Annotated in this window: 22 protein-coding genes; 9 read left to right on the top strand and 13 right to left on the bottom strand. The window is 71.0% G+C overall.

Annotated features, from left to right (window positions below):
• Positions 1-18 precede the first annotated feature (18 nt).
• Positions 19-897 carry a VOC family protein gene (locus tag ACFPJ4_RS07975; protein WP_386739875.1) on the bottom strand — a complete coding sequence of 293 codons (879 nt, stop codon included), beginning with the start codon at positions 895-897 and terminating at the stop codon, positions 19-21.
• 55 nt (positions 898-952) lie between these two features.
• Here ACFPJ4_RS07975 and ACFPJ4_RS07970 point away from each other — a divergent pair, with 55 nt between their 5' ends.
• On the top strand, positions 953-1,408 hold the full coding sequence (locus ACFPJ4_RS07970; protein WP_386739874.1) for a MarR family winged helix-turn-helix transcriptional regulator: 456 nt from the start codon (positions 953-955) through the stop codon (positions 1,406-1,408).
• Positions 1,409-1,478: 70 nt separating this feature from the next.
• On the opposite strand, the gene ACFPJ4_RS07965 is transcribed toward ACFPJ4_RS07970, so the two are convergent.
• Genes ACFPJ4_RS07965 through purD form a run of 3 tightly spaced genes read right to left on the bottom strand, consistent with a single transcriptional unit; the run spans position 1,479 to position 4,130 of the window.
• Complete coding sequence (locus ACFPJ4_RS07965; protein WP_386739873.1) at positions 1,479-1,946, bottom strand: GNAT family N-acetyltransferase; 468 nt, start codon at positions 1,944-1,946, stop codon at positions 1,479-1,481.
• Complete coding sequence (locus ACFPJ4_RS07960) at positions 1,943-2,845, bottom strand: phosphoribosylaminoimidazolesuccinocarboxamide synthase (RefSeq protein ID WP_386739872.1); 903 nt, start codon at positions 2,843-2,845, stop codon at positions 1,943-1,945. Before ACFPJ4_RS07960 ends, ACFPJ4_RS07965 begins: the two co-directional genes overlap by 4 nt.
• Before the next feature lie 10 nt (positions 2,846-2,855).
• A complete protein-coding gene (gene purD, locus ACFPJ4_RS07955) occupies positions 2,856-4,130 on the bottom strand; it encodes a phosphoribosylamine--glycine ligase (RefSeq protein WP_386739871.1) in 1,275 nt (424 codons plus the stop codon).
• Positions 4,131-4,190: 60 nt separating this feature from the next.
• On the opposite strand from purD, the gene ACFPJ4_RS07950 reads away from it, so the two are divergent.
• Together ACFPJ4_RS07950 and ACFPJ4_RS07945 are read left to right on the top strand one after the other, a co-directional pair.
• A complete protein-coding gene (locus ACFPJ4_RS07950; RefSeq protein WP_386739870.1) occupies positions 4,191-4,556 on the top strand; it encodes a sterol carrier family protein in 366 nt (121 codons plus the stop codon).
• 81 nt (positions 4,557-4,637) lie between these two features.
• Positions 4,638-4,946, top strand: coding sequence for a hypothetical protein (locus tag ACFPJ4_RS07945; protein ID WP_386739869.1), 309 nt, complete (start codon positions 4,638-4,640; stop codon positions 4,944-4,946).
• A gap of 34 nt (positions 4,947-4,980) precedes the next feature.
• On the opposite strand, the gene purF is transcribed toward ACFPJ4_RS07945, so the two are convergent.
• Positions 4,981-6,438 (bottom strand): amidophosphoribosyltransferase, encoded by a 1,458-nt coding sequence (gene purF / locus ACFPJ4_RS07940; protein WP_386740614.1) that lies wholly within the window; start codon positions 6,436-6,438, stop codon positions 4,981-4,983.
• A gap of 89 nt (positions 6,439-6,527) precedes the next feature.
• A complete protein-coding gene (locus ACFPJ4_RS07935; protein ID WP_386739868.1) occupies positions 6,528-8,036 on the bottom strand; it encodes an MFS transporter in 1,509 nt (502 codons plus the stop codon).
• Between the two features lie 110 nt (positions 8,037-8,146).
• On the opposite strand from ACFPJ4_RS07935, the gene ACFPJ4_RS07930 reads away from it, so the two are divergent.
• Positions 8,147-8,821: a TetR/AcrR family transcriptional regulator gene (locus ACFPJ4_RS07930; protein ID WP_386739867.1), complete on the top strand. Its 675-nt coding sequence runs from the start codon at positions 8,147-8,149 to the stop codon at positions 8,819-8,821.
• On the opposite strand, the gene ACFPJ4_RS07925 is transcribed toward ACFPJ4_RS07930, so the two are convergent.
• Positions 8,779-9,357 carry a hypothetical protein gene (locus ACFPJ4_RS07925; RefSeq protein ID WP_386739866.1) on the bottom strand — a complete coding sequence of 193 codons (579 nt, stop codon included), beginning with the start codon at positions 9,355-9,357 and terminating at the stop codon, positions 8,779-8,781. The genes ACFPJ4_RS07930 and ACFPJ4_RS07925 overlap by 43 nt on opposite strands.
• Positions 9,358-9,389: 32 nt before the next feature.
• On the opposite strand from ACFPJ4_RS07925, the gene purM reads away from it, so the two are divergent.
• Positions 9,390-10,493 (top strand): phosphoribosylformylglycinamidine cyclo-ligase, encoded by a 1,104-nt coding sequence (gene purM, locus ACFPJ4_RS07920; RefSeq protein WP_386739865.1) that lies wholly within the window; start codon positions 9,390-9,392, stop codon positions 10,491-10,493.
• 45 nt (positions 10,494-10,538) lie between these two features.
• Here purM and ACFPJ4_RS07915 read toward each other — a convergent pair whose 3' ends face one another.
• Positions 10,539-10,751: a DUF3073 domain-containing protein gene (locus tag ACFPJ4_RS07915; protein ID WP_386739864.1), complete on the bottom strand. Its 213-nt coding sequence runs from the start codon at positions 10,749-10,751 to the stop codon at positions 10,539-10,541.
• 166 nt (positions 10,752-10,917) lie between these two features.
• Between ACFPJ4_RS07915 and ACFPJ4_RS07910 the strand changes: the two genes are divergently transcribed.
• Both ACFPJ4_RS07910 and ACFPJ4_RS07905 read left to right on the top strand, forming a co-directional pair.
• On the top strand, positions 10,918-12,021 hold the full coding sequence (locus tag ACFPJ4_RS07910) for an FAD-dependent oxidoreductase (RefSeq protein ID WP_386739863.1): 1,104 nt from the start codon (positions 10,918-10,920) through the stop codon (positions 12,019-12,021).
• Positions 12,022-12,034: 13 nt separating this feature from the next.
• Positions 12,035-13,192, top strand: coding sequence for an AAA family ATPase (locus ACFPJ4_RS07905; protein ID WP_386739862.1), 1,158 nt, complete (start codon positions 12,035-12,037; stop codon positions 13,190-13,192).
• A gap of 21 nt (positions 13,193-13,213) precedes the next feature.
• Here ACFPJ4_RS07905 and ACFPJ4_RS07900 read toward each other — a convergent pair whose 3' ends face one another.
• The 3 genes from ACFPJ4_RS07900 to ACFPJ4_RS07890 all read right to left on the bottom strand — a co-directional run bounded on the left by ACFPJ4_RS07900 (position 13,214) and on the right by ACFPJ4_RS07890 (position 16,950).
• Positions 13,214-15,463: an APC family permease gene (locus tag ACFPJ4_RS07900; RefSeq protein WP_386739861.1), complete on the bottom strand. Its 2,250-nt coding sequence runs from the start codon at positions 15,461-15,463 to the stop codon at positions 13,214-13,216.
• Between the two features lie 69 nt (positions 15,464-15,532).
• On the bottom strand, positions 15,533-16,135 hold the full coding sequence (locus tag ACFPJ4_RS07895; protein ID WP_386739860.1) for a PadR family transcriptional regulator: 603 nt from the start codon (positions 16,133-16,135) through the stop codon (positions 15,533-15,535).
• Positions 16,132-16,950, bottom strand: a complete 819-nt coding sequence (locus tag ACFPJ4_RS07890) for a DUF4097 family beta strand repeat-containing protein (RefSeq protein ID WP_386739859.1) — start codon at positions 16,948-16,950, stop codon at positions 16,132-16,134. Before ACFPJ4_RS07890 ends, ACFPJ4_RS07895 begins: the two co-directional genes overlap by 4 nt.
• A 390-nt stretch (positions 16,951-17,340) precedes the next feature.
• On the opposite strand from ACFPJ4_RS07890, the gene ACFPJ4_RS07885 reads away from it, so the two are divergent.
• Positions 17,341-18,114 (top strand): MerR family transcriptional regulator, encoded by a 774-nt coding sequence (locus tag ACFPJ4_RS07885; protein WP_386739858.1) that lies wholly within the window; start codon positions 17,341-17,343, stop codon positions 18,112-18,114.
• Here the strand turns inward: ACFPJ4_RS07885 and ACFPJ4_RS07880 are convergent.
• Positions 18,093-18,218 (bottom strand): hypothetical protein, encoded by a 126-nt coding sequence (locus ACFPJ4_RS07880; protein WP_386739857.1) that lies wholly within the window; start codon positions 18,216-18,218, stop codon positions 18,093-18,095. The genes ACFPJ4_RS07885 and ACFPJ4_RS07880 overlap by 22 nt on opposite strands.
• The gene (gene yczE / locus ACFPJ4_RS07875) at positions 18,215-18,928 is read right to left on the bottom strand and encodes a membrane protein YczE (protein WP_386739856.1); all 714 of its coding nucleotides are present in this window, start codon (positions 18,926-18,928) and stop codon (positions 18,215-18,217) included. Before yczE ends, ACFPJ4_RS07880 begins: the two co-directional genes overlap by 4 nt.
• A 61-nt stretch (positions 18,929-18,989) precedes the next feature.
• Between yczE and yczR the strand changes: the two genes are divergently transcribed.
• A complete protein-coding gene (yczR, locus tag ACFPJ4_RS07870) occupies positions 18,990-20,444 on the top strand; it encodes a MocR-like transcription factor YczR (protein WP_386739855.1) in 1,455 nt (484 codons plus the stop codon).
• Positions 20,445-20,559: the final 115 nt, after the last annotated feature.

Here is a 20,559-nt window from a genome sequence, read left to right as displayed (position 1 = left end):
TGTCGGCGCGTTTCGTCCTCAGGCGCGGGCGGCCTCGACGCGGATCAGGTTGCCCCAGGGGTCGTCGACGCTCACGGTCCTGCCGTCGTTGCGCGTCGCGAGGCCGTAGTGCCCCATCCGCTCGTCGAGGGCGCCGAGGTCGTCGGCAGTCGGGACCACGATGTCGACCCGTCCGAGGCCGAGCGTGCGCTGGCGCCGACCGGCGCCGCGGCTGTTCCAGATGTTCATCGCCATGTGGTGGTGGTACTTGCCCGCGCTCACGAAGAGGGCTTGGCCGGGCAGCTCGATCGTCGAATCCCAGCCGAGCCGGTCGACGTAGAACTCGCGTGCCGAGGCGATGTCACCGACCGAGAGGTGCACGTGGCCGACCCGGGCGTCGCCCCAACCGGCACCCGCGAGGCCCTGCTCGGTGAGGTTCTGCTGCAGGAAGGCGTTCGGGTCGAGGTAGAGCGTGCTCATCTCGATCTGTCCGTGGGTCCAGCTCCAGGCGCTGCGGTCGCGGTCCCAGTACAGCTCGACGCCGTTGCCCTCGGGGTCGTCGAAGTAGAAGGCCTTGCTCACCAGATGGTCGCTCGATCCCGTGAACGAGCCGGGGAGCATCCGGGCCACGGAGTAGACCGCGGCGGCGAGGGCGGCCTCGCTGTCGAACAGGATCGCGGTGTGGAACAGCCCGGCCTCGTGCGGCGCCGCGTGGCGCAGCCCAGGCGTCTGCTCGAGGATGACGATCTCGCGCCCCCCTCCCTCGGGCGCGGTCCGGCCGAGCACGGCGCGGGAGCCGTCGGCCGACAGCAGTTCGAGGCCGACGCCGTCGCGGTAGTAGGCGGTCATCGCGTCGAGGTCGGCGACGTTGAGAGTCACGGCACCCATGGCGGTGTCGGCGGCCAGTTGTTCGATCATGATGGGTTTAATGTAGTTGAGAGTTCAAATATTCCGAACAGACGGAGAGGATGTCGTGGCCGAGCACCTGAGCGACGCGGGCAACCGGGCCTGGCGCGCCCTCGCCTCCGTGACCCACCTGCTCGGCGCCGAGTTGGAGCGTCAGACCCAGCGCGACGCCGGCATGCCGCACGTCTACTACGTGCTGCTCGCGGCCCTCTATGAGGCTCCCGGGCGGCGGCTGCGGGCGGGTGCGCTCGCCGAGGCGGCCCGGATCAGCCCGAGCCGGCTGAGTCATGCCGTTCGGAGCATGGAGGAGTCGGGGTGGGTCACGCGCGAGCGCGCGGCAGGCGACGGGCGGGGTCAGCAGATCGTGCTCAGCGAGGCGGGGGTGACGGCGGTGCGGCGCCTGGCGCCCCTGCAGCAGGCGAACGTGCGGGTGCCACTTCTCGGCGACCTCGACGACGAGCGGCTGACTCGCTTGGCCGAGCTGCTCGAGCCCCTGGCGGCGCGGCTGGAGTCCGCGCGCTGAGTCGCGCGGGCCGACCCGCGGCGCCGCGCCGGGCACGCAGAGCCCGGGCACCGCATCCGCTCGCCGAGCCTCAGGCCGCGAGCACCTTCTCGTAACAGACCGAGAGCGGCGAGTCGACGTAGTGGCCGTACGGCGCGATCCGCGCGTAGCCCTCGCGCTCGTAGAAGCGCTGGGCCGGAGTCATCCGGTCGCCCGTCTCGAGCAGGAGGCGCGTCCAGCCCCGTCCGACGGCGTCGGCCTCGAGGGTGCGCAGGATCTCGCCCGAGAGGCCGCGCCCCCGGTAGGCGGGATCGACGTACATCCGCTTCACCTCGCCGTGCGCGTGGCCGAGCTGCCGCAGCCCGCCGCAGGCGACGGCCGTGTCGCCGACGAACGCCACGTAGAACACGAGCATGTCGCTCGCGGTCGGCTTCGGCCCCGGCTCGGTGTCGTCGTAGTCCGGGTAGAAGACCGCGTTGACCTCGCGCTGCTGCGCCGTGCGAAGCTGCTCCCCGCCGGGATCGTCCCAGTCGACGGCGCGGATCAGCCAGGGCGTCACGCCGTGAGCCTCTCGATCAACTCCTCGTACCGTGCAGCGGTGCGCTCGACGATCTCGGCCGGCAGCTCGGGCGGAGTGCCCGTCTTGTCCCAGTTCGCCGCGAGCCAGTCGCGCACGATCTGCTTGTCGAAGCTGTCGAGACGGTGGATGCCGCCAGCGGCATACGTCTCGGCGTCCCAGTAGCGGCTCGAGTCGCTCGTGAGCACCTCGTCGGCCAGCGTCAGCTCGCCCGTGGCGGGGTCGCTGCCGAACTCGAACTTCGTGTCGGCAAGGATCAGACCGCGCTGCTCGGCGATCGCCGCAGCGGTGCGGAAGATCGTCAGGCTGGCGTCGCGGATCGCGGCCGCGGTCTCGGCTCCGAGCAGCTCGACGGTGCGGTCGAAGCTGATGTTCTCGTCGTGCTCGCCGAGCGGCGCCTTGAAGGCGGGCGTGTAGATCGGCTCGGGCAGTCGGTCGCCGTTGCCGAGCCCCGCGGGCAGGGGGATGCCGCACACGCTCTGGGTCTGCTGGTACTCCAGCCAGCCCGAGCCGACGAGGTAGGCGCGCACGACCGCCTCGATGGGGTGCATGTCGAGCTCGTGCACGAGCATCGCCCGCTCGGCGATGCCGGGGGGCAGGTGCTCGCCGAGCGAGGGGTGCGCCGCGGCGAGATGGTTGCGCATGCCGAGGCGGCCGAACCACCACAGGCTCAGCTGGGTCAGGTGGGCGCCCTTGCCGGGGATCCCGGGCTCGAGCAGGTGGTCGAAGGCGCTCACCCGATCGGATGCCACGACCAGCACGCGGCCGGGCGCCGCCTCCGAGGTGTACAGGTCGCGCACCTTGCCCGAGTACACGTGCGTCCAGTGCAGCGCCTCGAGTCGTGCGTCGCCGCGCGGGACCCCTCCGGCCTGTGTGATCATCGTGCCCACCTCATCGTGCCACCCGTTCTGCGATGTCGTGCCGGTAATGCGAGCCCTCCAGCTGGATGCGGCTCAGGCTCTCGTAGGCGGCGTCGCGCGCGGCGCCGAAGTCGGTTGCGCGCGCCACGACGCCGAGCACCCGGCCGCCGGTGGCGACGAAGCGGCCCTCGGCGAGGGCGGTGGCGGCGTGCAGCACGGTCACTCCGGGCACGGCCGCCGCGGCATCCAGTCCGGTGATGACCCGCCCGGTGATCGGGGCGTCGGGGTAGCCCTCGCTCGCCAGGACGACGACGACCGTGACGTCGTCGGAGAACGTCGGATACGGCAGGCGCCCGAGGCCGCCGGTCGCGGCCGCCAGCAGCAGCCCCGACAGCGGGGTCTCGAGCCGGGGCAGCACGACCTGCGTCTCGGGATCGCCGAAGCGCGCGTTGAACTCGATGACGCGGATGCCGTGCGGCGTCACGATCAGGCCGCAGTACAGCAGTCCGATGAAGGGCGTGCCCTCGGCCTCGAGCGCGCGCACCGTCGGCAGGGCGACGGTGTCGAGCACCTCGTCGACGAACGACGCCTCGCTGCCCCAGCGGTCGTTGAGCCATGGCAGCGGCGAGTACGCGCCCATGCCGCCGGTGTTCGGGCCGGTGTCGCCGTCGCCGGCCCGCTTGTAGTCCTGTGCGGGGCTGAGCGGGACGACGTCGTGGCCGTCGGCGAGGAAGAACAGCGACACCTCCTGCCCGCCGAGGAACTCCTCGACGAGCACCTCGCCCTGCTGGAGGTAGTGCTCGGCGTGGGCGAGTGCGGCGGCGCGGTCGTCGGTGACCAGAACGCCCTTGCCCGCGGCCAGACCGTCTGCCTTGACGACGTGCGGAGCGCCGAGCGCGTCGAGAGCGGCCTCGACCTGCTCGATGGTGGAGGCACGGTGGGCGCGACCGGTCGGCACGCCCGCGGCATCCATGATGCGTTTCGCGAACGCCTTGGAGCCTTCCAGCGCCGCGGCCGCCTTGCCCGGTCCGAACACCGGGATGTCCTTCGCCCGCAGCGCGTCCGCGACGCCCGCGACGAGGGGGGCCTCGGGGCCGATCACCACGAGGTCGATCCCGTTGTCGGCGGCGTAGCCGGCCACGAGCCGTCCGTTCGAGGCGTCGAGCCCGACGGTCTCGACGCCGGGCTCGGCTGCGATGCCCGCATTGCCCGGAGCCGCGACGATCTCGTGCCCCGCGTCCTCGCGCAGCAGGGCCACCACGATCGCGTGCTCCCGGGCGCCGGAGCCGAGGACGAGGATTCTCACGGTCACAGGCTACCGGCGGTAGCGTGACCGGATGGACGAGCTTCGACGGGGCGATCGCGCATGAGCGTCCGCCGCAGGATCGACCCGCCCGCCGGCTCGGCCGCCGTCGACGCGGTGATCGCCGGAGCCGGCGACCGAGACACGGTGGCGCTCGCGGTGCGCTACCTGCTCGAGGTGCTCGCCTCCGATTTCGAGGGGCACACCGTCGAGGTGCGCGTGCCGCCGTGGGGTGCCGTGCAGGCGATCGAGGGGCCGCGGCACACCCGCGGGACTCCTCCCAACGTCATCGAGACGGATGCCGCGACCTGGATCGCGCTCGCCACGGGCTCGCTGCGGTGGGACGAGGCGGTCGCGGGGGCGGCGGTCGCGGCATCCGGTCAGCGCGCGGATCTGCGTGAGGTGCTTCCGCTGTCCTGGCGCGCCTGACCGCGGGGCGGATGCGGGTGAGTGAGGCGGATGCCGGACCACTCGGCCGCGGAGCCCCGGCGGATCGGCGACAATGGACGGGTGACCACCCCCCAGCCGAGCCTCGCCGAGTCCGCGACACAGGTGCGAGTGCGCCGCGCGCCGCGGCTGCCGGTGTTCCTGCTGCTGGGGGCGGTCGTCGGCGCCATCGTGACCCTGATCGTCACGGGTCTGGCCCCTGCCGACCCGAAGATCGGATTCGCGGCCACCTACGGGTACTTCTGCTTCTACGGCGTTCCCGCCGGGGTGGTGCTGGGCGCGATCGTCGGACTGCTGCTCGACCGCCGCTCGGTGCGCCGCTCGCGCATCGTCGCGGCCGAGCGCGAACAGGTGGGTCCCCCCGAGGCCTGAGGCCCGACGCCCCGGCGCTCAGCCGTCGCGCGGCTCAGCTCAGCTGATTCGCCTCGACCCAGGCGAGGTACTCGGGCGTGACCGTGCCGGTCACGTAGTCGCCCGTGAAGCAGCTCATCTCGAGGCGCTCGATGTCGGAGCCCTCGAGGATCGCCGCCTGCATGTCGGCGACCTCCTGGTAGATCAGGTAGTCGGCGCCGAGCTCGGTCGCGATCTCGGGGATCTTGCGGCCCGAGGCGACCAGTTCTGCGCGACTGGGCATGTTGATCCCGTAGACGTGCGGGTAGCGCACGGGCGGCGCCGCCGAGGTGAAGGTGACCGAGTTGGCGCCGGCCTGACGGGCCATGTCGACGATCTCACGCGAGGTCGTCCCGCGCACGATCGAGTCGTCGACGATCAGCACGTTCTTGCCGCGGAACTCGGAGCCCATCGCGTTGAGCTTCTGCTTGACGCTCTTGGTGCGCTGCTCCTGCCCGGGCATGATGAAGGTGCGGCCGACGTAGCGGTTCTTGTAGAAGCCCTCGCGGTACTCGATGCCGAGCTTCTGGGCGACCTGCATCGCGGCCGGGCGCGACGAGTCGGGGATCGGCATGACCACGTCGATGGCTCCCGACGGGGTGTACTTCGCGATCGTGTCGGCCAGGCGGTCGCCGAGTCGCAGCCGGGCGTCGTACACCGAGATCCCGTTCATGATCGAGTCGGGGCGCGCCAGATACACGTACTCGAACGAGCAGGGGATGAGCACGGGGTTCTTGGCGCACTGCCGCGAGAACATCTCGCCGTTGCGGGCGATGAAGATCGCTTCGCCCGGGGCCACGTCGCGCACGACCTCGTAGCCGCCGCTCTCGAGCACGAGCGACTCGCTCGCCACGACCCACTCGGTGCCCACCAGGCCGCTCGTGCGCTTGCCCAGGACGAGGGGGCGGATGCCGAACGGGTCGCGGAACGCCAGCAGCCCCTGCCCCGCGATGAGGGCGATCGCGGCGTACGAGCCCTCGACCCGCTCGTGGAGCGTCGAGATCGCGTCGAACACCTGATCGGGGTCGAGGTCGGTGCCGCGCACCTGCGACTGCAACTCGTGCGCGAGCACGTTGACGAGCAGCTCGGTGTCGGAGCTCGTGTTGAGGTGGCGCCGGTCGATGTGGAACAGCGCCTCGGTCAGCTCGCGGGTGTTGGTGAGGTTGCCGTTGTGCACGAGCACGATGCCGTAGGGCGCGTTCACGTAGAACGGCTGCGCCTCCTGCTCCTTGTTGGCGTCGCCCCGGGTCGCGTAGCGCACGTGGCCGAGGCCCATGGTGCCGAGCAGACTGCGCATGTCGCGCGTGCGGTAGGCCTCGCGCACCTGGCCCTTGGCCTTCTGCATGTGGATGATGCTGCCGTCGGAGGTGGCGATGCCCGTCGAGTCCTGTCCGCGGTGTTGCAGCAGGGCGAGCGCGTCGTAGACCTGCTGGTTGACGGGACTCGAAGAGACGATGCCGACGATGCCGCACATGGGGCGGATGGCTCCCGGAAGTTCGATGGGGCGCACTCGACCGAGTACGCCCCATCTTCCCATACGAGGTGCTCCCTCGCCGGGCCGCCTCAGTGGGCGATGACCGGCTCCGGCTCGCCCGCGGTCGTCGCGGGCGCCGCCGCGGCGTGCGCGAGCGACAGCCCCTGACTGCGCCGGCGGAACAGCAGCGCGGCCAGCACGGCACCGAAGGCGAAGAACCCGGCGCCCCAGCCGTACGCGGCCGCGTAGCCGTGCACGGCGGCCTCGGCCGCGACGGTGGACGTGGGCGGCAGGTGCGAGGCGACGTAGTCGGTCGCGGCGGTGGCGGCGAGCGTGTTGAGCAGCGCGGTGCCGATCGAGCCGCCGACCTGCTGGCTGGTGTTGGTCATCGCCGAGGCGACCCCGGCGAAGTGCCGGTCGACGCCCAGCGTCGCGGTCTGCATCGAGGCCGGCATGATCGTACCCATCGCCGCGCCGAGCACCAGCAGTGCCGGCAGCACGTCGGCCGCATAGCTGCTGGTCAGTTCGAGCCGGGTGAGCATGAGCATCCCGACGGTGCCGAGGCTCATGCCGATCGGGACCAGGATCTTCGGGCCGAAGCGGGGCACGAGGATGTTGGTGCCGAGCTGGGCGGCGAGCACCAGCATCCCGATCATGGGCAGGAAGGCCAGCCCGGTGTTGATCGGGGTGAACTTGAGCGAGGTCTGCAGGTAGTAGGTCACGAACAGGAAGATCCCGAACATGCTCGCGCCGGCGATCAGGATCGACGCGTAGGCGGCGCCCCGGTTGCGATCGAGCACGATCGACAGGGGGAGCAGGGGGTGCGCGGCACGCCGCTGCCAGAGCACGAAGGCGATGAGCAGGATGCCGGACGCCGTCAGCATGCCCCAGGTGAGCGGTGAGCCCCAGCTGTCGCTCTCGGCGTTCGAGAACCCGTAGACCAGGGCGAACAGAGCGGCGGAGACCAGGATCGTGCCCGGGATGTCGAGCTTGGGCCGCGGTCCGCTGCGCGCGATCGGCGGGACGACGAAGGCCGCGCCGGCGATCGCGATGATGGCGATCGCCACGTTGATGTAGAGGTTCCAGCGCCAGCCGACATCCTGGGTGAGGTAGCCGCCGAGCAGTAGGCCGATGGCGCCGCCGCCGCCCGCGATGGCACCGAAGATGCCGAACGCGCGGGCGCGCTCCCTCGGAACCGTGAAGGTCGTGGTCAGTACGGCGAGAGCGGTCGGGGCCAGCAGTGCGCCGAACGCGCCCTGCAGCGCGCGGGCGCCGACGAGCAGCCCGAAGGTTCCTGCCGCGCCACCGAGGGCGGAGGCGAGGGCGAAGCCCACGAGGCCGATGACGAAGGCGCGCTTGCGCCCGATCAGGTCGGAGATTCGCCCACCGAGCAGCAGCAGGCTGCCGAACGCGAGCGAGTACGCGGTGATGATCCACTGCCGATCGCCGTTGCTGAAGCCGAGGTCGGCCTGGGCGGACGGGAGGGCGATGTTCACGACGGTGGAGTCGAGCACGACCATGAGCTGGGCGAGCGCGACGATGGCGAGAGTCCACCAGCGGCGGGAGTTCGCCGGGGTGGTCGAGGAGTTGTCAAGCATGAAGGAGACTATATACGGTACTGTGGAGTTTCGGAAATGAACAGTTCCTGAACCGACGAGTTCCGTGTCGTCGGATATCATCGACACGACAGGGAATGGGAGATGCCGCGATGACGCAGCTCGACGCCACCCCCAAGCTGGGGCGCAAGCGAGATCTGACGCGCGACTCCGAGATCCTCGACGCCACGCTCAAGGTGCTGGCCGAGACCGGCTACGACGGGATGACCATCGACATGGTCGCGGCGCGCGCCAAGGCGGGCAAGGCGACCGTCTACCGGCGCTGGGCGTCCAAGAGCGAGCTCGTGATCGACGCCGTCGCGTGCATGAAGTCGGCAGACATCGACTTCGACGCGCTCCCCGACACCGGGACGCTGCGCGGCGACCTCGTCGCCATGATCAAGCCGCACTCCGTCGAGAGCGCGGCCAAGAAGCTGCAGGTGATGGCCGGCCTCGTGTCGATGCTGTCGCGGCATCCGGAGCTCGCCGACAGTGTGCGTGCTGCGGTCATCGAGCCGCGTGCGAGCGCCAACCGGGTCTTCCTCAGACGGGCCATCGAGCGGGGCGAGATCCCGGCGGATGTCGACGTCGAGCTGGTCTCCCAGATCGGCGGCGCGATGGCGACGCACCGCACGCTCATGCTGGGCGAGCCGGTCGACCGCGCGTTCGTGCTCTCGGTCATCGACGGTGTGATCCTGCCGGCGGTCGGCCTGCGCCCGGGCACCCCCGCTGGCCAGCCGCCGACTCAGACCAGCGCCGCGACGATCGGCGCCAGGGCGTCGCGGTAGAGGATCGGCTCGTCGCGGGTCGCCTCGTCGACCGCGATCACGTCCTCGCCGATCCACCAGATGCCGGATGCCGCGAGCGGGAGCACCTCGATGCGCAGCCGGAACGGCCGGGATGCCCGCCCGAGCGCGACCTCCTGCTCGTGCACCAGCTCCTGGATCGTGACGTCGGGAGCGCGCTGCATCCGGGCGATGGAACTCCCGTTGTGCTGCTCGTGGGCGACCATCGCCCAGGCGCGGGCGCTGTCGAGGTGCCGGCGCACCGCCGCCGAGAAGGCGTCGGTGCCGGCCTCGTCCCCTTCGGGAAGACCCCAGCTGCGGGCGTCGGGCTCGATGAGCGGGATCCACCAACGGGTCCAGGCGAAGGCGATGGAGGGCTCGGGTGGGTCGACCTCGGGCAGGCCCGTGCCGAGCATGCGGGGCAGACCGCTCGGGTCGACGATGCCGAGGGCGTCCCGCAGGTAGAGCGCGACGAGCACGTCGCGGGAGGCGTCTTCGACGACCTCCCACCGGGGACGGCCCAGCGGTCCGGCGTGCACGCGGCCAGGGTACGCCCCGGTACCCTGGAGCCGTGACGGGCCCCTCGAACAGCTACGCCCAAGCCGGAGTCGACACGGCGGCCGGTGATCTCGCGGTCGAGTTGATGAAGTCCGCGGTCACGCGCACCCACGGCCCGGAGGTCCTCGGCGGGGTCGGCGGATTCGCCGGACTGTTCGACGTCTCCTTCCTGACGGGCTTCTCGCGCCCGCTGCTGGCGACGAGCACGGACGGCGTCGGCACCAAGGTCGCCATCGCTCAGGCCCTCGACAAGCACGACACCATCGGACAGGATCTCGTCGGCATGGTCGTCGACGACATCGTCGTGGTCGGCGCCAAGCCGCTCTTCATGACCGACTACATCGCCTGCGGCAAGGTCGTGCCCGAGCGGATCGCGGCGATCGTCGGCGGCATCGCGGCGGCCTGCGCGGCGACCGGGACGGCGCTGGTCGGCGGCGAGACCGCCGAGCACCCCGGACTCCTCGGCCCGGACGACTACGACGTCGCCGGCGCGGCGGTCGGCGCCGTCGAGGCGGATGCGGTGCTCGGCCCCGAGCGCGTCGAACACGGCGACGTCGTGGTCGCGATCGCCTCGAGCGGGCTGCACAGCAACGGTTTCTCGCTCGTGCGTCACATCCTCAGCACCCGCGGGATCGGCTACGGCGACACCTCGGCCGAACTCGGCGGGGTCGTCGGCGAGGTGCTGCTCGAGCCCACCCGGCTCTACACGGCTCCCCTGCTGCGGGTCATCGACGATCTCCCGGGTGCGGTGCACGCCCTCAGCCACATCACGGGGGGCGGGATCGCCGCCAACCTGGCCCGCGTGCTGCCGCGCGGCTCGTGGGTCGAGCTCGATCGCTCCACCTGGAGTCCGCAGCCGGTGTTCCGCGTGCTCGCCGAGCTGGGCGGGATCTCGCTCGCCGACACCGAGGGCACCTGGAACCTCGGGGTCGGGATGATCGCCGTCGTCGCGCAGGGCGCCGCCAGTTCGGTGACGCATGCGCTCACCGCCGCCGGGCTGCCGGCCTGGGTCGCCGGGAGGGTGACGGTCGGCGAGCACGAGCTGAGCGGATTCGAGCAGGGCGCCAAGGGCGTCGACGGCGGGGCCGTCAGGCTCGTCGGCGACTTCGCCGGCTAGCTCGGGTTCGCGGGCAGACGACGCCCGCGAGAGCTCGGCGCTCGGTCAGGCGCTCTTGGACTCGTTCTCTTTTTCGTCATCGTCGTCGAGCGCGCTCGCGTACGCCGAATACTCGGGCCACTTCTCGAGGTCCTCCTCGAGACGCGGATCTCCCGAGGAGAGCTCCTGCTGAAGTGCACCGTAATTGGTGTCTGGGCTGAAGTACTTCAGGTCGCGTGCGACCTTCGTGTGCTTCGCCTTTTGACGGCCGCGCCCCATGCGTGACCCCCTCATGAATCAGGATGCGGAACAGGGTGAAAGACTGCGCGGAAGTCTACCACGCAGCATCTGCGCGGCATCCGGCCGGTCCCGCCCCAGGGCGATGCTACGCCAGTCGGTGAGGGAACCGCCGGGCGCCTGTCGGGCTTCCGAGTAACGTTGACGCGTGACCGATCGCACCACCGACACGTCCGTGGTCGTGATCGGCGCGGGACAGGCGGGCCTCTCGGTCGCGTACTACCTGCGTCGTTTGGGGCTGGATCCGGGCAACGACTTCGTGGTGCTCGATCGCGGCCCCGGCACCGGAGGCGCCTGGCAGTTCCGGTGGGAGGCCCTGCGGCTCGGCTATGCCCACCGCGTCAACGACCTGCCCGGCATGGAGGAGCTCGGCGTCAGCTTCGACACGGCCGACCGGCACGCTCCGGCCCGCGATGTCGTGTCGGATTTCTACCGCCGTTACGAGGAGCACTTCGACCTCCAGGTGGTCCGGCCCGCCAACGTCACCAAGGTCGAGTCGACGCTCGACGGCTTCATCGTGCATTTCGAGGGTGAGCACGGGCCGCGCGAGGTGACCGCGAAGGTGCTGGTCAACGCGACGGGCACCTGGGGCTCGCCGTTCGTGCCCTGGTACCCCGGCATGAACGACTTCCGCGGTCGCCACCTGCACACCACCGACTACGTCGACGCCGCCGAGTTCGCCGACAAGGACGTCGTGATCGTGGGCGGTGGCACGAGCGCGATCGGCTTCCTGATGGAGCTCGAGAACGTCGCGAAGTCGCTGACCTGGGTCGCCCGGCGGCCGATCGTCTTCCTCGAGGACCAGGAGCTCAACATCGAGGCGGGCGTCTCGGCCGTGGCGCTGCAGGATGCGGCCGCGCGCGAGGGGCGCGCCCTGCCGAGTATCGTCTCGACGACCGGGGTGCCGCGCTCGCGGCGCATCCAGGCCGCCATCGACCGCGGGCTGCTGCGCGCGCGACCGATGTTCGCCTCGGTCGAGGCCGACGGGGTCCGCTGGTCCGACGGCTCGTTCCAGCACGCCGATGCCATCATCTGGTCGACGGGCTTCCGGCCCGAGTTGCGTCACCTCGCGCCGCTCAAGCTGCGCGAGAAGGAGGGCGGCATCGGCGTCGGGGGCGGAGCGTCGTGGCGCAACGCGCGGGTGTTCTTCGCGGGGTACGGGCCCACCGCGTCCACGATCGGGGCGAACCGGGCCGGCCGCACCATCGCCCGGCAGGTCGTGGCGACACTGAGCTCGCTCGAACAGCGCTAGCGGCGACATCCGGATGCTGCGCACGCTCGCCGTCGAGGGGTACCGCTCGCTGCGACGGCTGGTCGTTCCGCTCGAGGCGGTGACGGTCGTCACGGGGGCGAACGGCAGCGGGAAGTCCAGCCTCTACCGCGCCCTACGGCTGCTCGCGGCGGCCGGACGGGACGGCGCCGTGGCGGCCCTGGCGCGGGAGGGCGGCCTGCCCTCGACGCTCTGGGCCGGCCCCGAGACCATCGGGCGGGCGGTGAAGGAGGGCGGTCCGGCTCAGGGAACCGTGCGGGCGGGGCCGGTCTCGCTGCGGCTCGGGTTCGCGGGCGAGGACTTCGGCTATGCCATCGACTTCGGCCTGCCGCAGCCGGCCCGCAGCTCGATGTTCGGGCGCGACCCCGAGATCAAGGCCGAGAGCGTGTGGAGCGGGACGGTGCTCCGCGCCGGATCGCGGCTGAGCGAGCGCCGCGGGCCGAGCGTGCGGTTGCGCAGCGAGACGGGCTGGACCGTCTTCGAACGCAGCATTCCGGCCTGGGCGAGCATGCTGTCCGAGGTCGGCGATCCGCTGCTCGCGCCGGAACTGCTCGCCCTGCGCGACTCGCTGCGCGGCTGGCGCTTCTACGACCACGTCCGCACCGACGAGTCGGCGCCCGCCCGCTCCTCGGTGGTCGGCACGCGCACGCCCGTGCTGGCCGCCGATGGATCCGATCTCGCCGCCGCCCTGCGCACGATCGTCGAACAGGGCGGCGACGCGCGGCTGCACGTCGCGATCGACCGCGCGTTCCCGGGCAGCCGTATCGGGGTGGAGGATCGCGGCGGTCGCTTCGCCCTGCTGCTGACCCAGCCCGGGCTGCTGCGACCGCTCAAGGTCGAGGAGCTCTCGGACGGCACCCTGCGCTACCTGCTCTGGGTGGCGGCGCTGCTCAGCGAGCGTCCGGCCGAGCTGCTCGTGCTCAACGAACCGGAGACGAGCCTGCACCCCTCGCTGCTCGGGCCGCTCGCCGAGCTGATCGCCGACGCGGCGGCGCGCTCGCAGCTGATCGTCGTGTCGCACTCGACCGAACTGGTCACCGCGCTCGCCGCACGGGGCGCGCTCGTGCACCGGCTCGAGAAGCAGTACGGCGAGACGGTGCTGCTCGGTCAGGGGATGCTCGACGAGCCACCCTGGCACTGGCCGGCGCGGTAGGCGGGGCGGTGGGCCCTGCGGTCAGCCCTGCCGGGGGGTCTTCGACGCCGGGGTCTTCGGAGAGCCGGCCGCCGGGGCCGCTGCTTTCGTCGCCGTGGCACGGGGCGGCTTCGGGGCCGTGCTCGCGTCCACTGCCCTCGCTGTCGGCTTCGTCGCGGTCTTCGTGGCGGTCTTGGTGCCGCCCGCACCCGCATTGCTTGCGGCACGACTCCGCGCGGCTTCGGCGCGCGCTTCCTTGATGGCGGCCGGCGGCATGGCACGCCGTTGCACGGGCCGGCGCGGTTCGCCGCGGCGGTCCTGACCGGGCAGGGGTCGCGAACGGCGACCGTAGATCAGGTCGGACGAGTCGAGCAGCCACGGCACGAGCGCGATCATCACGCCGTGCACGAGCATCAGCTTGTGACGGATGCGTCGCGCCTTGTGGTTGTGCAGCAGGTTCTCCCACCAGTGCCCCACGATGAACTGCGGGGTGTACACCGTGACGACCTCGGAGCCGTTGGTGGCGCGACAGGCCTTGATGTACTTGATCAGCGGCACGCTGATGTCGCGGTAGGGCGAGTCGAGCACCCGCAGCGGGATCTTGATGTTGTGCGCGTCCCACTGCCGCTCGAGTTCGTCGGTCGCGGCGTCGTCGATCGAGACGTGGATCGCCTCGATGCTCTCGTGCCGGGCCGCGATCGCGTAGTCGAGCGCCTTCAGGACCGGCTTGTTGAGCTTGCCGACCAGCACGACCGCGTGGTCGCGCTCGGCGCCGAAGCGGGTGGTGGCATCCGCCTCGATCTCGCGGTCGACGTCGCGGTAGTACCGGTTCACCCCGAGCATCAGCGTGAACAGGATCGGCATGATCACGAAGACCAGCCACGCCCCGTGGGTGAACTTGGTGATCGTGACGATGACGAGCACCGAGAAGGTCATGAACGCGCCGAAGCTGTTGATGACGAGGTAGGTGCGCACCTGCCCTCGTCTCAGGCTGCCGGTGCCCTCGCGCAGCAGCCGCTGCCAGTGCCGGATCATTCCGGTCTGGCCGAGGGTGAAGGAGACGAACACCCCGATGATGTAGAGCTGGATCAGCGCCGTCACGTTGGCGCGGTACACCACGAGGATCACGGCGGCCGTGATGGCCAGCGCGATGACGCCGTTGGAGTAGATCAGGCGGTCGCCGCGGGTGGCGAGCGACTTGGGCGCGTAGCGGTCGGTCGCCAGGACCGAGCCGAGCAGGGGGAAGCCGTTGAAGGCGGTGTTCGCGGCGAGCAGCAGCACGGCGGCGGTCGCGGCCTGCACGATGAAGAAGGGGATCGAGTTGTTGCCGAAGACGGCCGCGGCGATCTGCGCGATCAGGCTGCGCTGGGGGGTGGTCGCGCAGTTCTGGAAGCCGACCAGGTTGCAGGCGTCCTCGACGTAGTGCACGCCCGAGATGAGGGCGACCGAGATGAGGCCGACGAACAGGACGATCGCGATCCCGCCCATGGCCACGAGGGTCTTCTGGGCGTTCTGGATCTTGGGACGGCGGAAGGCCTGGACGCCGTTCGAGATCGCCTCGACGCCGGTCAGGGCGGAGCATCCGCTCGAGAAGGCGCGCAGCAGCAGCAGCACGACCGCGGCCTGCGCGATCGACTGCCCCTTGATCGCGTAGCCCGCCGTCTCGGCGACCGGGGCGTCGCCGAGCGCGGTGCGCACAAGAGCGACGACGATCATGACGGCGATGCTGCCGATGAAGAGGTAGGTGGGCACCGCGAAGGCCTTGCTCGACTCACGCACTCCGCGCAGGTTGACCGCCGCGAGGATCACGATGAACGCCACGGCCATCTCGACGCGGAAGTTGTTGAGCATCGGCAGGGCCGAGATGATGTTGTCGACGCCGGAGGCCACCGAGACGGCGACGGTCATGATGTAGTCGACGAGCAGGGCCGAGGCCACGACCAGGCCGGCCTTCTCGCCGAGGTTCTTGCTCGCGACCTCGTAGTCGCCGCCGCCGCTCGGGTACGCCTTGATGAGCAGCCGGTACGAGGTCACCACGACGATCAGCAGCAGCACGACCGCCCCGGCGACCCACGGGGTGAAGGCCAGGAACGACAGGCCGCCGATCAGCAGGATCAGCAGCAGCTCCTGCGGCGCATACGCCACCGACGAGAGCGGGTCGCTCGCGAAGATCGGAAGCGCCAAGTGCTTGGGGAGCAGTTGTCCCTCGAGCTTGTCGGAGGGCAGTGGTTCTCCGATGAGCCAGCGCTTGGGCGACCGGGTCTCTTCGGGAGACCGGGTGTCGTCAGTCACGAGGGGCCAGCGTACACCGATGCCATGGACTGTGCATTTCCCACGCGGATGCCGTGGAGGGGCGTCGTTTCAGCCCCGGAGAGCGGCGGTCACCTCGCGCCGCAGCTCGGTCAATCGGCGGGTGATCAGCTCGACGATCGCCGGGTCGAGCCGCCCGAGCGAGACCTCGGCGCGCAGGTCCGAGCGCAGCTGCTGACGGAAGTCGTTGATCGCGGCCTCCGCGTCGCGCAGGCTCATCCGCGCCGCCACGCGCGGGTCGTCGCGGCCGGCGGTCCCCTCGCCCCGTGCGTCGCGGGTCGCGGCGGCGAGGTCGGCGCGGAGGGTCTTCATCGCGTCGTTGACCGAGAGGCGCACCTCGTCGGCCAGCCGCCGCACAGAGTCGCCCAGCTCCAGCTCGATGCCGTCGAGCTCGTGTCCGCGTGCGGCCAGCTCGGCGCGGCCGGCCGCCGTGATCTCGTACACGGTCTTGCGTCCATCGCTCTGCTTGGTGACGAGGCCGTCCTCCTCCAGCTTGGCGAGCCGCGGGTAGATCGTGCCGGCGCTCGGAACGTAGGTGCCGCCGAAGCGTTCGCTGAGCGCCTGGATGAGTTCGTATCCGTGCATGGACCGCTCGGAGAGCAGGCTCAGCAGGTAGAGCCGCAAGTGACCGTGCGCGAAGACGGGGGGCGTCATGAGGCGGTGGATGCGGCGGGCCGCTGCGCATGCAGCACGCTCACGTTGCCGCTCACCGTGTTGGCGCGGAAGTCGAGCCAGCGCTGGTCGAGCGACCCGTGTTTGCCCGTGTAACGGCCGCGCACCCCGGTGATCTCGGCGTCGTCGAGCTGCAGGCGCCCGCTCACCGTGTTGATCGTGTACGACACCGGGACGTCCTCGTCGAGGCGCACGGTGATCGAGCCGCTGACCGTCGAGAGCCGCAGTTGATCGGGGATGCCCGTGACATCCACGACGACGTCGCTCGTGACGCCTTCGCACGTCATGCCGAGCACCTCGCCCGACACGGTGACGTCGCCGTTCACGCTGTGCGCGGCGATCTTGCCGTGGTGGTTGCGCACCGAGATCTCACCGCTGACCGAGTTGACCTGCAGTTCGCCGCGAAGGCCGTCGATGATGAGGTCGCCGTTCACGGTGCTGATCGTCGCGTCGCCGTTCAGGCCGCTGATCAGGCCCGATGCGGTGACGACGCCGAACTTGAGCAGCGTCTCGCGCGGAACCATGATGCTCACGTCGGCGCTCGCCGTGCCGCGGAACGACGAGAAGACGTCCAGCCAGTTGTCCCAGCTGAGCTGGGGGTGGTCGATCTCGAGGCTGTCGCCCTCGACCGCCACCTTGAGGTCGCGGCCGGTCACCGAGTGGATCTCGACCCGGGCGCCCGGCTCGTCGTGGCCGACGATGTCGACGTGCCCGCCGATGAGGCTGACCTTCAGCTTGCGGATGTTCTCGACATCGATCGTCTTGGGCCCCTCGACGAGCCACTTCTCCTGGGCCATGGTGGCCTCCCCTCTCGCGATATATCGCGTCTCTTCGACTCACGATATATCGCGTTCCGCGCCCGCGCAACCCCGCCCCGCCCCGTCCCACCCCGCCCTGCCCCGCCCTGCCCCGCCCCGCCCTGCCCCGCCCCGCCCCGCCCCGCCCCAGTCGACCAAATGAAGGAGAAACGGGGTCCGGATGCCCGACTCGCGCCGATCTCCCGCGCTGCGGGCGCGCGTCTCCTTGATTTGGCAGGTGTAGGTGTAGGTGCAGGTGTAGGTGCAGGTGCAGGTGCAGGTGCAGGTGGAGGGGGTGGAGGTGGTGGAGGTGCGGTGGTGGGCGGGCGCGGGCTTGACCTTGACGTTGCGTCAACGTTTAGTTTCGAGACACGAGAGAGGAGGTGGGCGATGAGCACTGTGGCGGGCGGATGGAGCATCCAGCAGGTGGCGCGGCTGGCCGGCACGACGAGCCGCACGCTGCGCCACTACGACGACGTCGGGCTCGTCAAGCCGAGCCGGATCGGCGACAACGGCTACCGCTACTACGACAGCGCGGCGCTCGTCCGCTTGCAGCGCGTGCTGCTGCTGCGCGAGCTCGGCCTGGGCATCCCGGCGATCGCCGACGTGCTGGCCGGTCAGCGCGACGACGTACAGGCGCTCGAGAACCATCTGCGCTGGCTCGATCAGGAGCAGAGCCGCCTGGCGCGGCAGCGCGCCAGCGTGCAGCGGACCATCGACGACCTGAGAGGAGGTGAGATGACGATGGCAGAGAAGATGTTCGACGGATTCGACCACACCCGGTACCGGGAGGAGGTCGAGCAGCGCTGGGGTCGCGAGGCGTATGCCTCGGCCGATGCCTGGTGGCGCGGAATGTCGGCCGAGGAGAAGGCCGCCTGGACGGCGCGACAGACCGCGCTGCAGGCCGACTGGATCGCGGCCGCCGAGCGCGGCGACGCCCCTGACGGCGCCGCGGCGCAGGCCCTGGCGCAGCGTCAGTTCGACTGGCTCGCGGGAGTGCCGGGCACTCCGGGCTTCGCCGACGGCGGCCCGACGAAGGAGTACTTCACGGGACTCGGTGACATGTACGTCGCCGACGAGCGGTTCGCCGCGAACTACGGCGGCGCCGCGGGAGCGGCCTTCGTGCGCGATGCGATGCGCAGCTACGCGGAGCGCGAGTTGTAGGCGGGGTCGAACGGCATCCGCCGGTGACCGTCGCGACGCACCGTGACGATCGTCGCCGAGATGGCCCAGAGCGCCAGCGACAGGAGGGCGAGGAGGTAGATCACGAGGTCGCCTCCTCGCCCGCCGCGTCGGCCGCGGCCGCGCCGTCCCCCACCCCATCCGCCGCGCGGCCTGCTGCCGCGACCGCCGCCGGGCGAACCGGCACGTTCAGCAAGGGGAGCGTCACGTTGACCATCGGCCCGATGAGCAGCGCGAACGCGATGGTCCCGACGCCGAACTGGCCGCCGAGCAGCCAGCCCGCGATGAGCACGGTGACCTCGATGGCGGTGCGTGCGATCCAGATCCTGAGGCCGGTGCGCCGATGGATGCCGGTCATCAGCCCGTCGCGCGGTCCGGGTCCCAGCCGCGCCCCGATGTACAACCCGGTGGCCAGCGCGACGAGCGCGAGCCCGCCCGCGTACACCAGAGCCTGGGCCGCCGGCACCGTCTGCTGCGGCACCAGCCAGAGGCCGAGCTGCGCGCTCGGCCCGATCAGGAGCACGTTGAGCAGGGTGCCGGCGCCCGGGCGCTGCCGGATCGGGATCCAGAGCAGCAGCACGAGCGCTCCGATGATGTTGGTGACGAGTCCGAACGGCAGCCCCGTGTGCGCCGCGACACCCTGCGAGAGCACGTCCCAGGGCGGGACGCCGATGCCGGCACGCACCATGAGCGAGATCCCGATGCCGTAGAGGAACAGCCCGAGCAGCAGCTGGGCGATCCGGCGGGCCCACACCGTGCGCGAGCCGGCGAGGCGGGGAAGGGCGATGGCGGTCATGGGGCCATCCAATGGCCAGATTGGACTTCCGACAAGGGGCCAATCCAAGTAGAGTGGCCGCATGTCGTCGCTCTCCGCTCGTGCTTTGGCCTCCGCCTTGGGCAGTTGGCGTGGAATCTCCTCCGCACCGGCCTATGCGGCCCTGGCCGACCGCATCCGGCTGCTCGTGCTCGACGGGCGGCTCGCGCTCGGCGCCCGGCTGCCGGCCGAGCGGGAACTCGCGGCCCAGCTCTCGCTCAGCCGCACGACGATCTCGGCGGCGTATGCCGAGCTGCGCGACTCCGGCTACCTCGAGAGCCTGCGCGGTTCGGGCAGCATCGTGCGCCTGCCGTTCCGGGGTGCGGCCCCGCTCGAGGCGATCGCCCCGGCGCACCTGCTCGACTTCAGCAAGGCGACCCTCCCGGCGGTGCCCGCGGTCGCGGCCGCGGCGGAGCGCGCGAGTGCGTTGCTGCCCGCGTACCTGGGCGAATCCGGGTTCGATCCGATCGGATTGCGCGCCCTGCGTCAGGCACTCGCCGATCGCTTCACCATGCGCGGGCTTCCGACGGATGCCGACGAGGTCATGATCACGGTCGGCGCCCAGCATGCGATCGGTCTGCTCGCCCGCACGCTGCTGTCGCGCGGCGATCGGGCACTCGTGGAATCGCCGAGCTACCCGCACGCGTCGGAGGCGCTGCGCGCCAACGGCGCCCGGCTCGTGCCGGTCGCCGTGACGACCGAGGACGGCTGGGACGAGCTCGGTCTCGAGCAGACCTTCCAGCGCACCAGCCCCACTCTGGGCTACCTCATGCCCGACAACCACAACCCCACGGGCCGTTCGATGCCCGTCGAACTGCGCGAGCGCACCATCGCGTTCGCCGCCGAGCAGGGCACGACCCTGATCGCCGACGAGACCATGGGCGAGCTCGGGTTCGCCGATCTCTCGGCGGACGCGCGTCCCATTCCGCCCTTCGCCGCATCCGCTGGAGCCGACACCCGGGCGCGGCTGGTCACGGTCGGCTCCGTCGGCAAGACGGTGTGGGGCGGTCTGCGCGTCGGGTGGATCCGGGCCGACCGCGAACTCATCCAGCGGATCGCACGGGTGCGCTATTCGAGCGACCTCGGCACCCCGGTCTTCGACCAGCTCGTCGTGCTCGAGCTGCTGGGCGACTACGACCCGATCCTCGTCGACCGCCGCGCCTACCTGCGGGCCGGGCGCGACCACCTGCTGGCGGCGCTGCGCGCCCGGCTGCCGCAGTGGACCCTGCCCGTTCCCGAGGGGGGGCTGACCCTCTGGGTCAACCTCGGGGCCCCCGTGAGCTCGCAGCTCGCGCTCGCCGCCCGCAATGAGGGGCTCGTGATCGCGGCCGGCCCGCGGTTCGGCATGAACGGCGTGTTCGAGCGCTTCCTGCGGGTGCCGTTCAGTCACCCGCCCGAGCTCATCGACCGGGCGGTCGAGGCGCTCGCGGCGGCGTGGAACGGGGTGGCGCGGCATCCGGTCGTCTTCGCCCAGGAAGACCTGGCGGAGGTCGTCTAACCCACCCGAGGGTGGACGTTTTTCATCCCCGGGGAGTACCGGGTGTGCGCAGCGCCTTGCGATACTGACGGGAGTGCACGGCGGCGTGCGCCCTGGTATTCGCCGCAGTCGCGCG

It is taken from the genome of Lysinimonas soli (assembly GCF_042655435.1).
GTDB classification, from domain to species: Bacteria; Actinomycetota; Actinomycetes; order Actinomycetales; family Microbacteriaceae; genus Lysinimonas; species Lysinimonas soli.
The sequence above is the reverse complement of the archived record's forward strand: the minus strand, read 5'-3'. Positions and strand labels throughout refer to the sequence as shown.

Excerpts from the sequence above, each read along its gene's own strand:
- yczR (WP_386739855.1), top strand. The coding sequence starts at position 18,990 with ATGTCGTCGCTCTCCGCTCGTGCTTTGGCCTCCGCCTTGGGCAGTTGG.
- ACFPJ4_RS07960 (WP_386739872.1), bottom strand. The coding sequence starts at position 2,845 with ATGATCACACAGGCCGGAGGGGTCCCGCGCGGCGACGCACGACTCGAG.
- ACFPJ4_RS07905 (WP_386739862.1), top strand. The coding sequence starts at position 12,035 with ATGCTGCGCACGCTCGCCGTCGAGGGGTACCGCTCGCTGCGACGGCTG.
- ACFPJ4_RS07890 (WP_386739859.1), bottom strand. The coding sequence starts at position 16,950 with ATGGCCCAGGAGAAGTGGCTCGTCGAGGGGCCCAAGACGATCGATGTC.
- purF (WP_386740614.1), bottom strand. The coding sequence starts at position 6,438 with ATGTGCGGCATCGTCGGCATCGTCTCTTCGAGTCCCGTCAACCAGCAG.
- ACFPJ4_RS07975 (WP_386739875.1), bottom strand. The coding sequence starts at position 897 with ATGATCGAACAACTGGCCGCCGACACCGCCATGGGTGCCGTGACTCTC.
- ACFPJ4_RS07895 (WP_386739860.1), bottom strand. The coding sequence starts at position 16,135 with ATGACGCCCCCCGTCTTCGCGCACGGTCACTTGCGGCTCTACCTGCTG.
- ACFPJ4_RS07935 (WP_386739868.1), bottom strand. The coding sequence starts at position 8,036 with ATGCTTGACAACTCCTCGACCACCCCGGCGAACTCCCGCCGCTGGTGG.
- ACFPJ4_RS07930 (WP_386739867.1), top strand. The coding sequence starts at position 8,147 with ATGACGCAGCTCGACGCCACCCCCAAGCTGGGGCGCAAGCGAGATCTG.
- ACFPJ4_RS07950 (WP_386739870.1), top strand. The coding sequence starts at position 4,191 with ATGAGCGTCCGCCGCAGGATCGACCCGCCCGCCGGCTCGGCCGCCGTC.
- ACFPJ4_RS07885 (WP_386739858.1), top strand. The coding sequence starts at position 17,341 with ATGAGCACTGTGGCGGGCGGATGGAGCATCCAGCAGGTGGCGCGGCTG.
- yczE (WP_386739856.1), bottom strand. The coding sequence starts at position 18,928 with ATGACCGCCATCGCCCTTCCCCGCCTCGCCGGCTCGCGCACGGTGTGG.
- ACFPJ4_RS07915 (WP_386739864.1), bottom strand. The coding sequence starts at position 10,751 with ATGGGGCGCGGCCGTCAAAAGGCGAAGCACACGAAGGTCGCACGCGAC.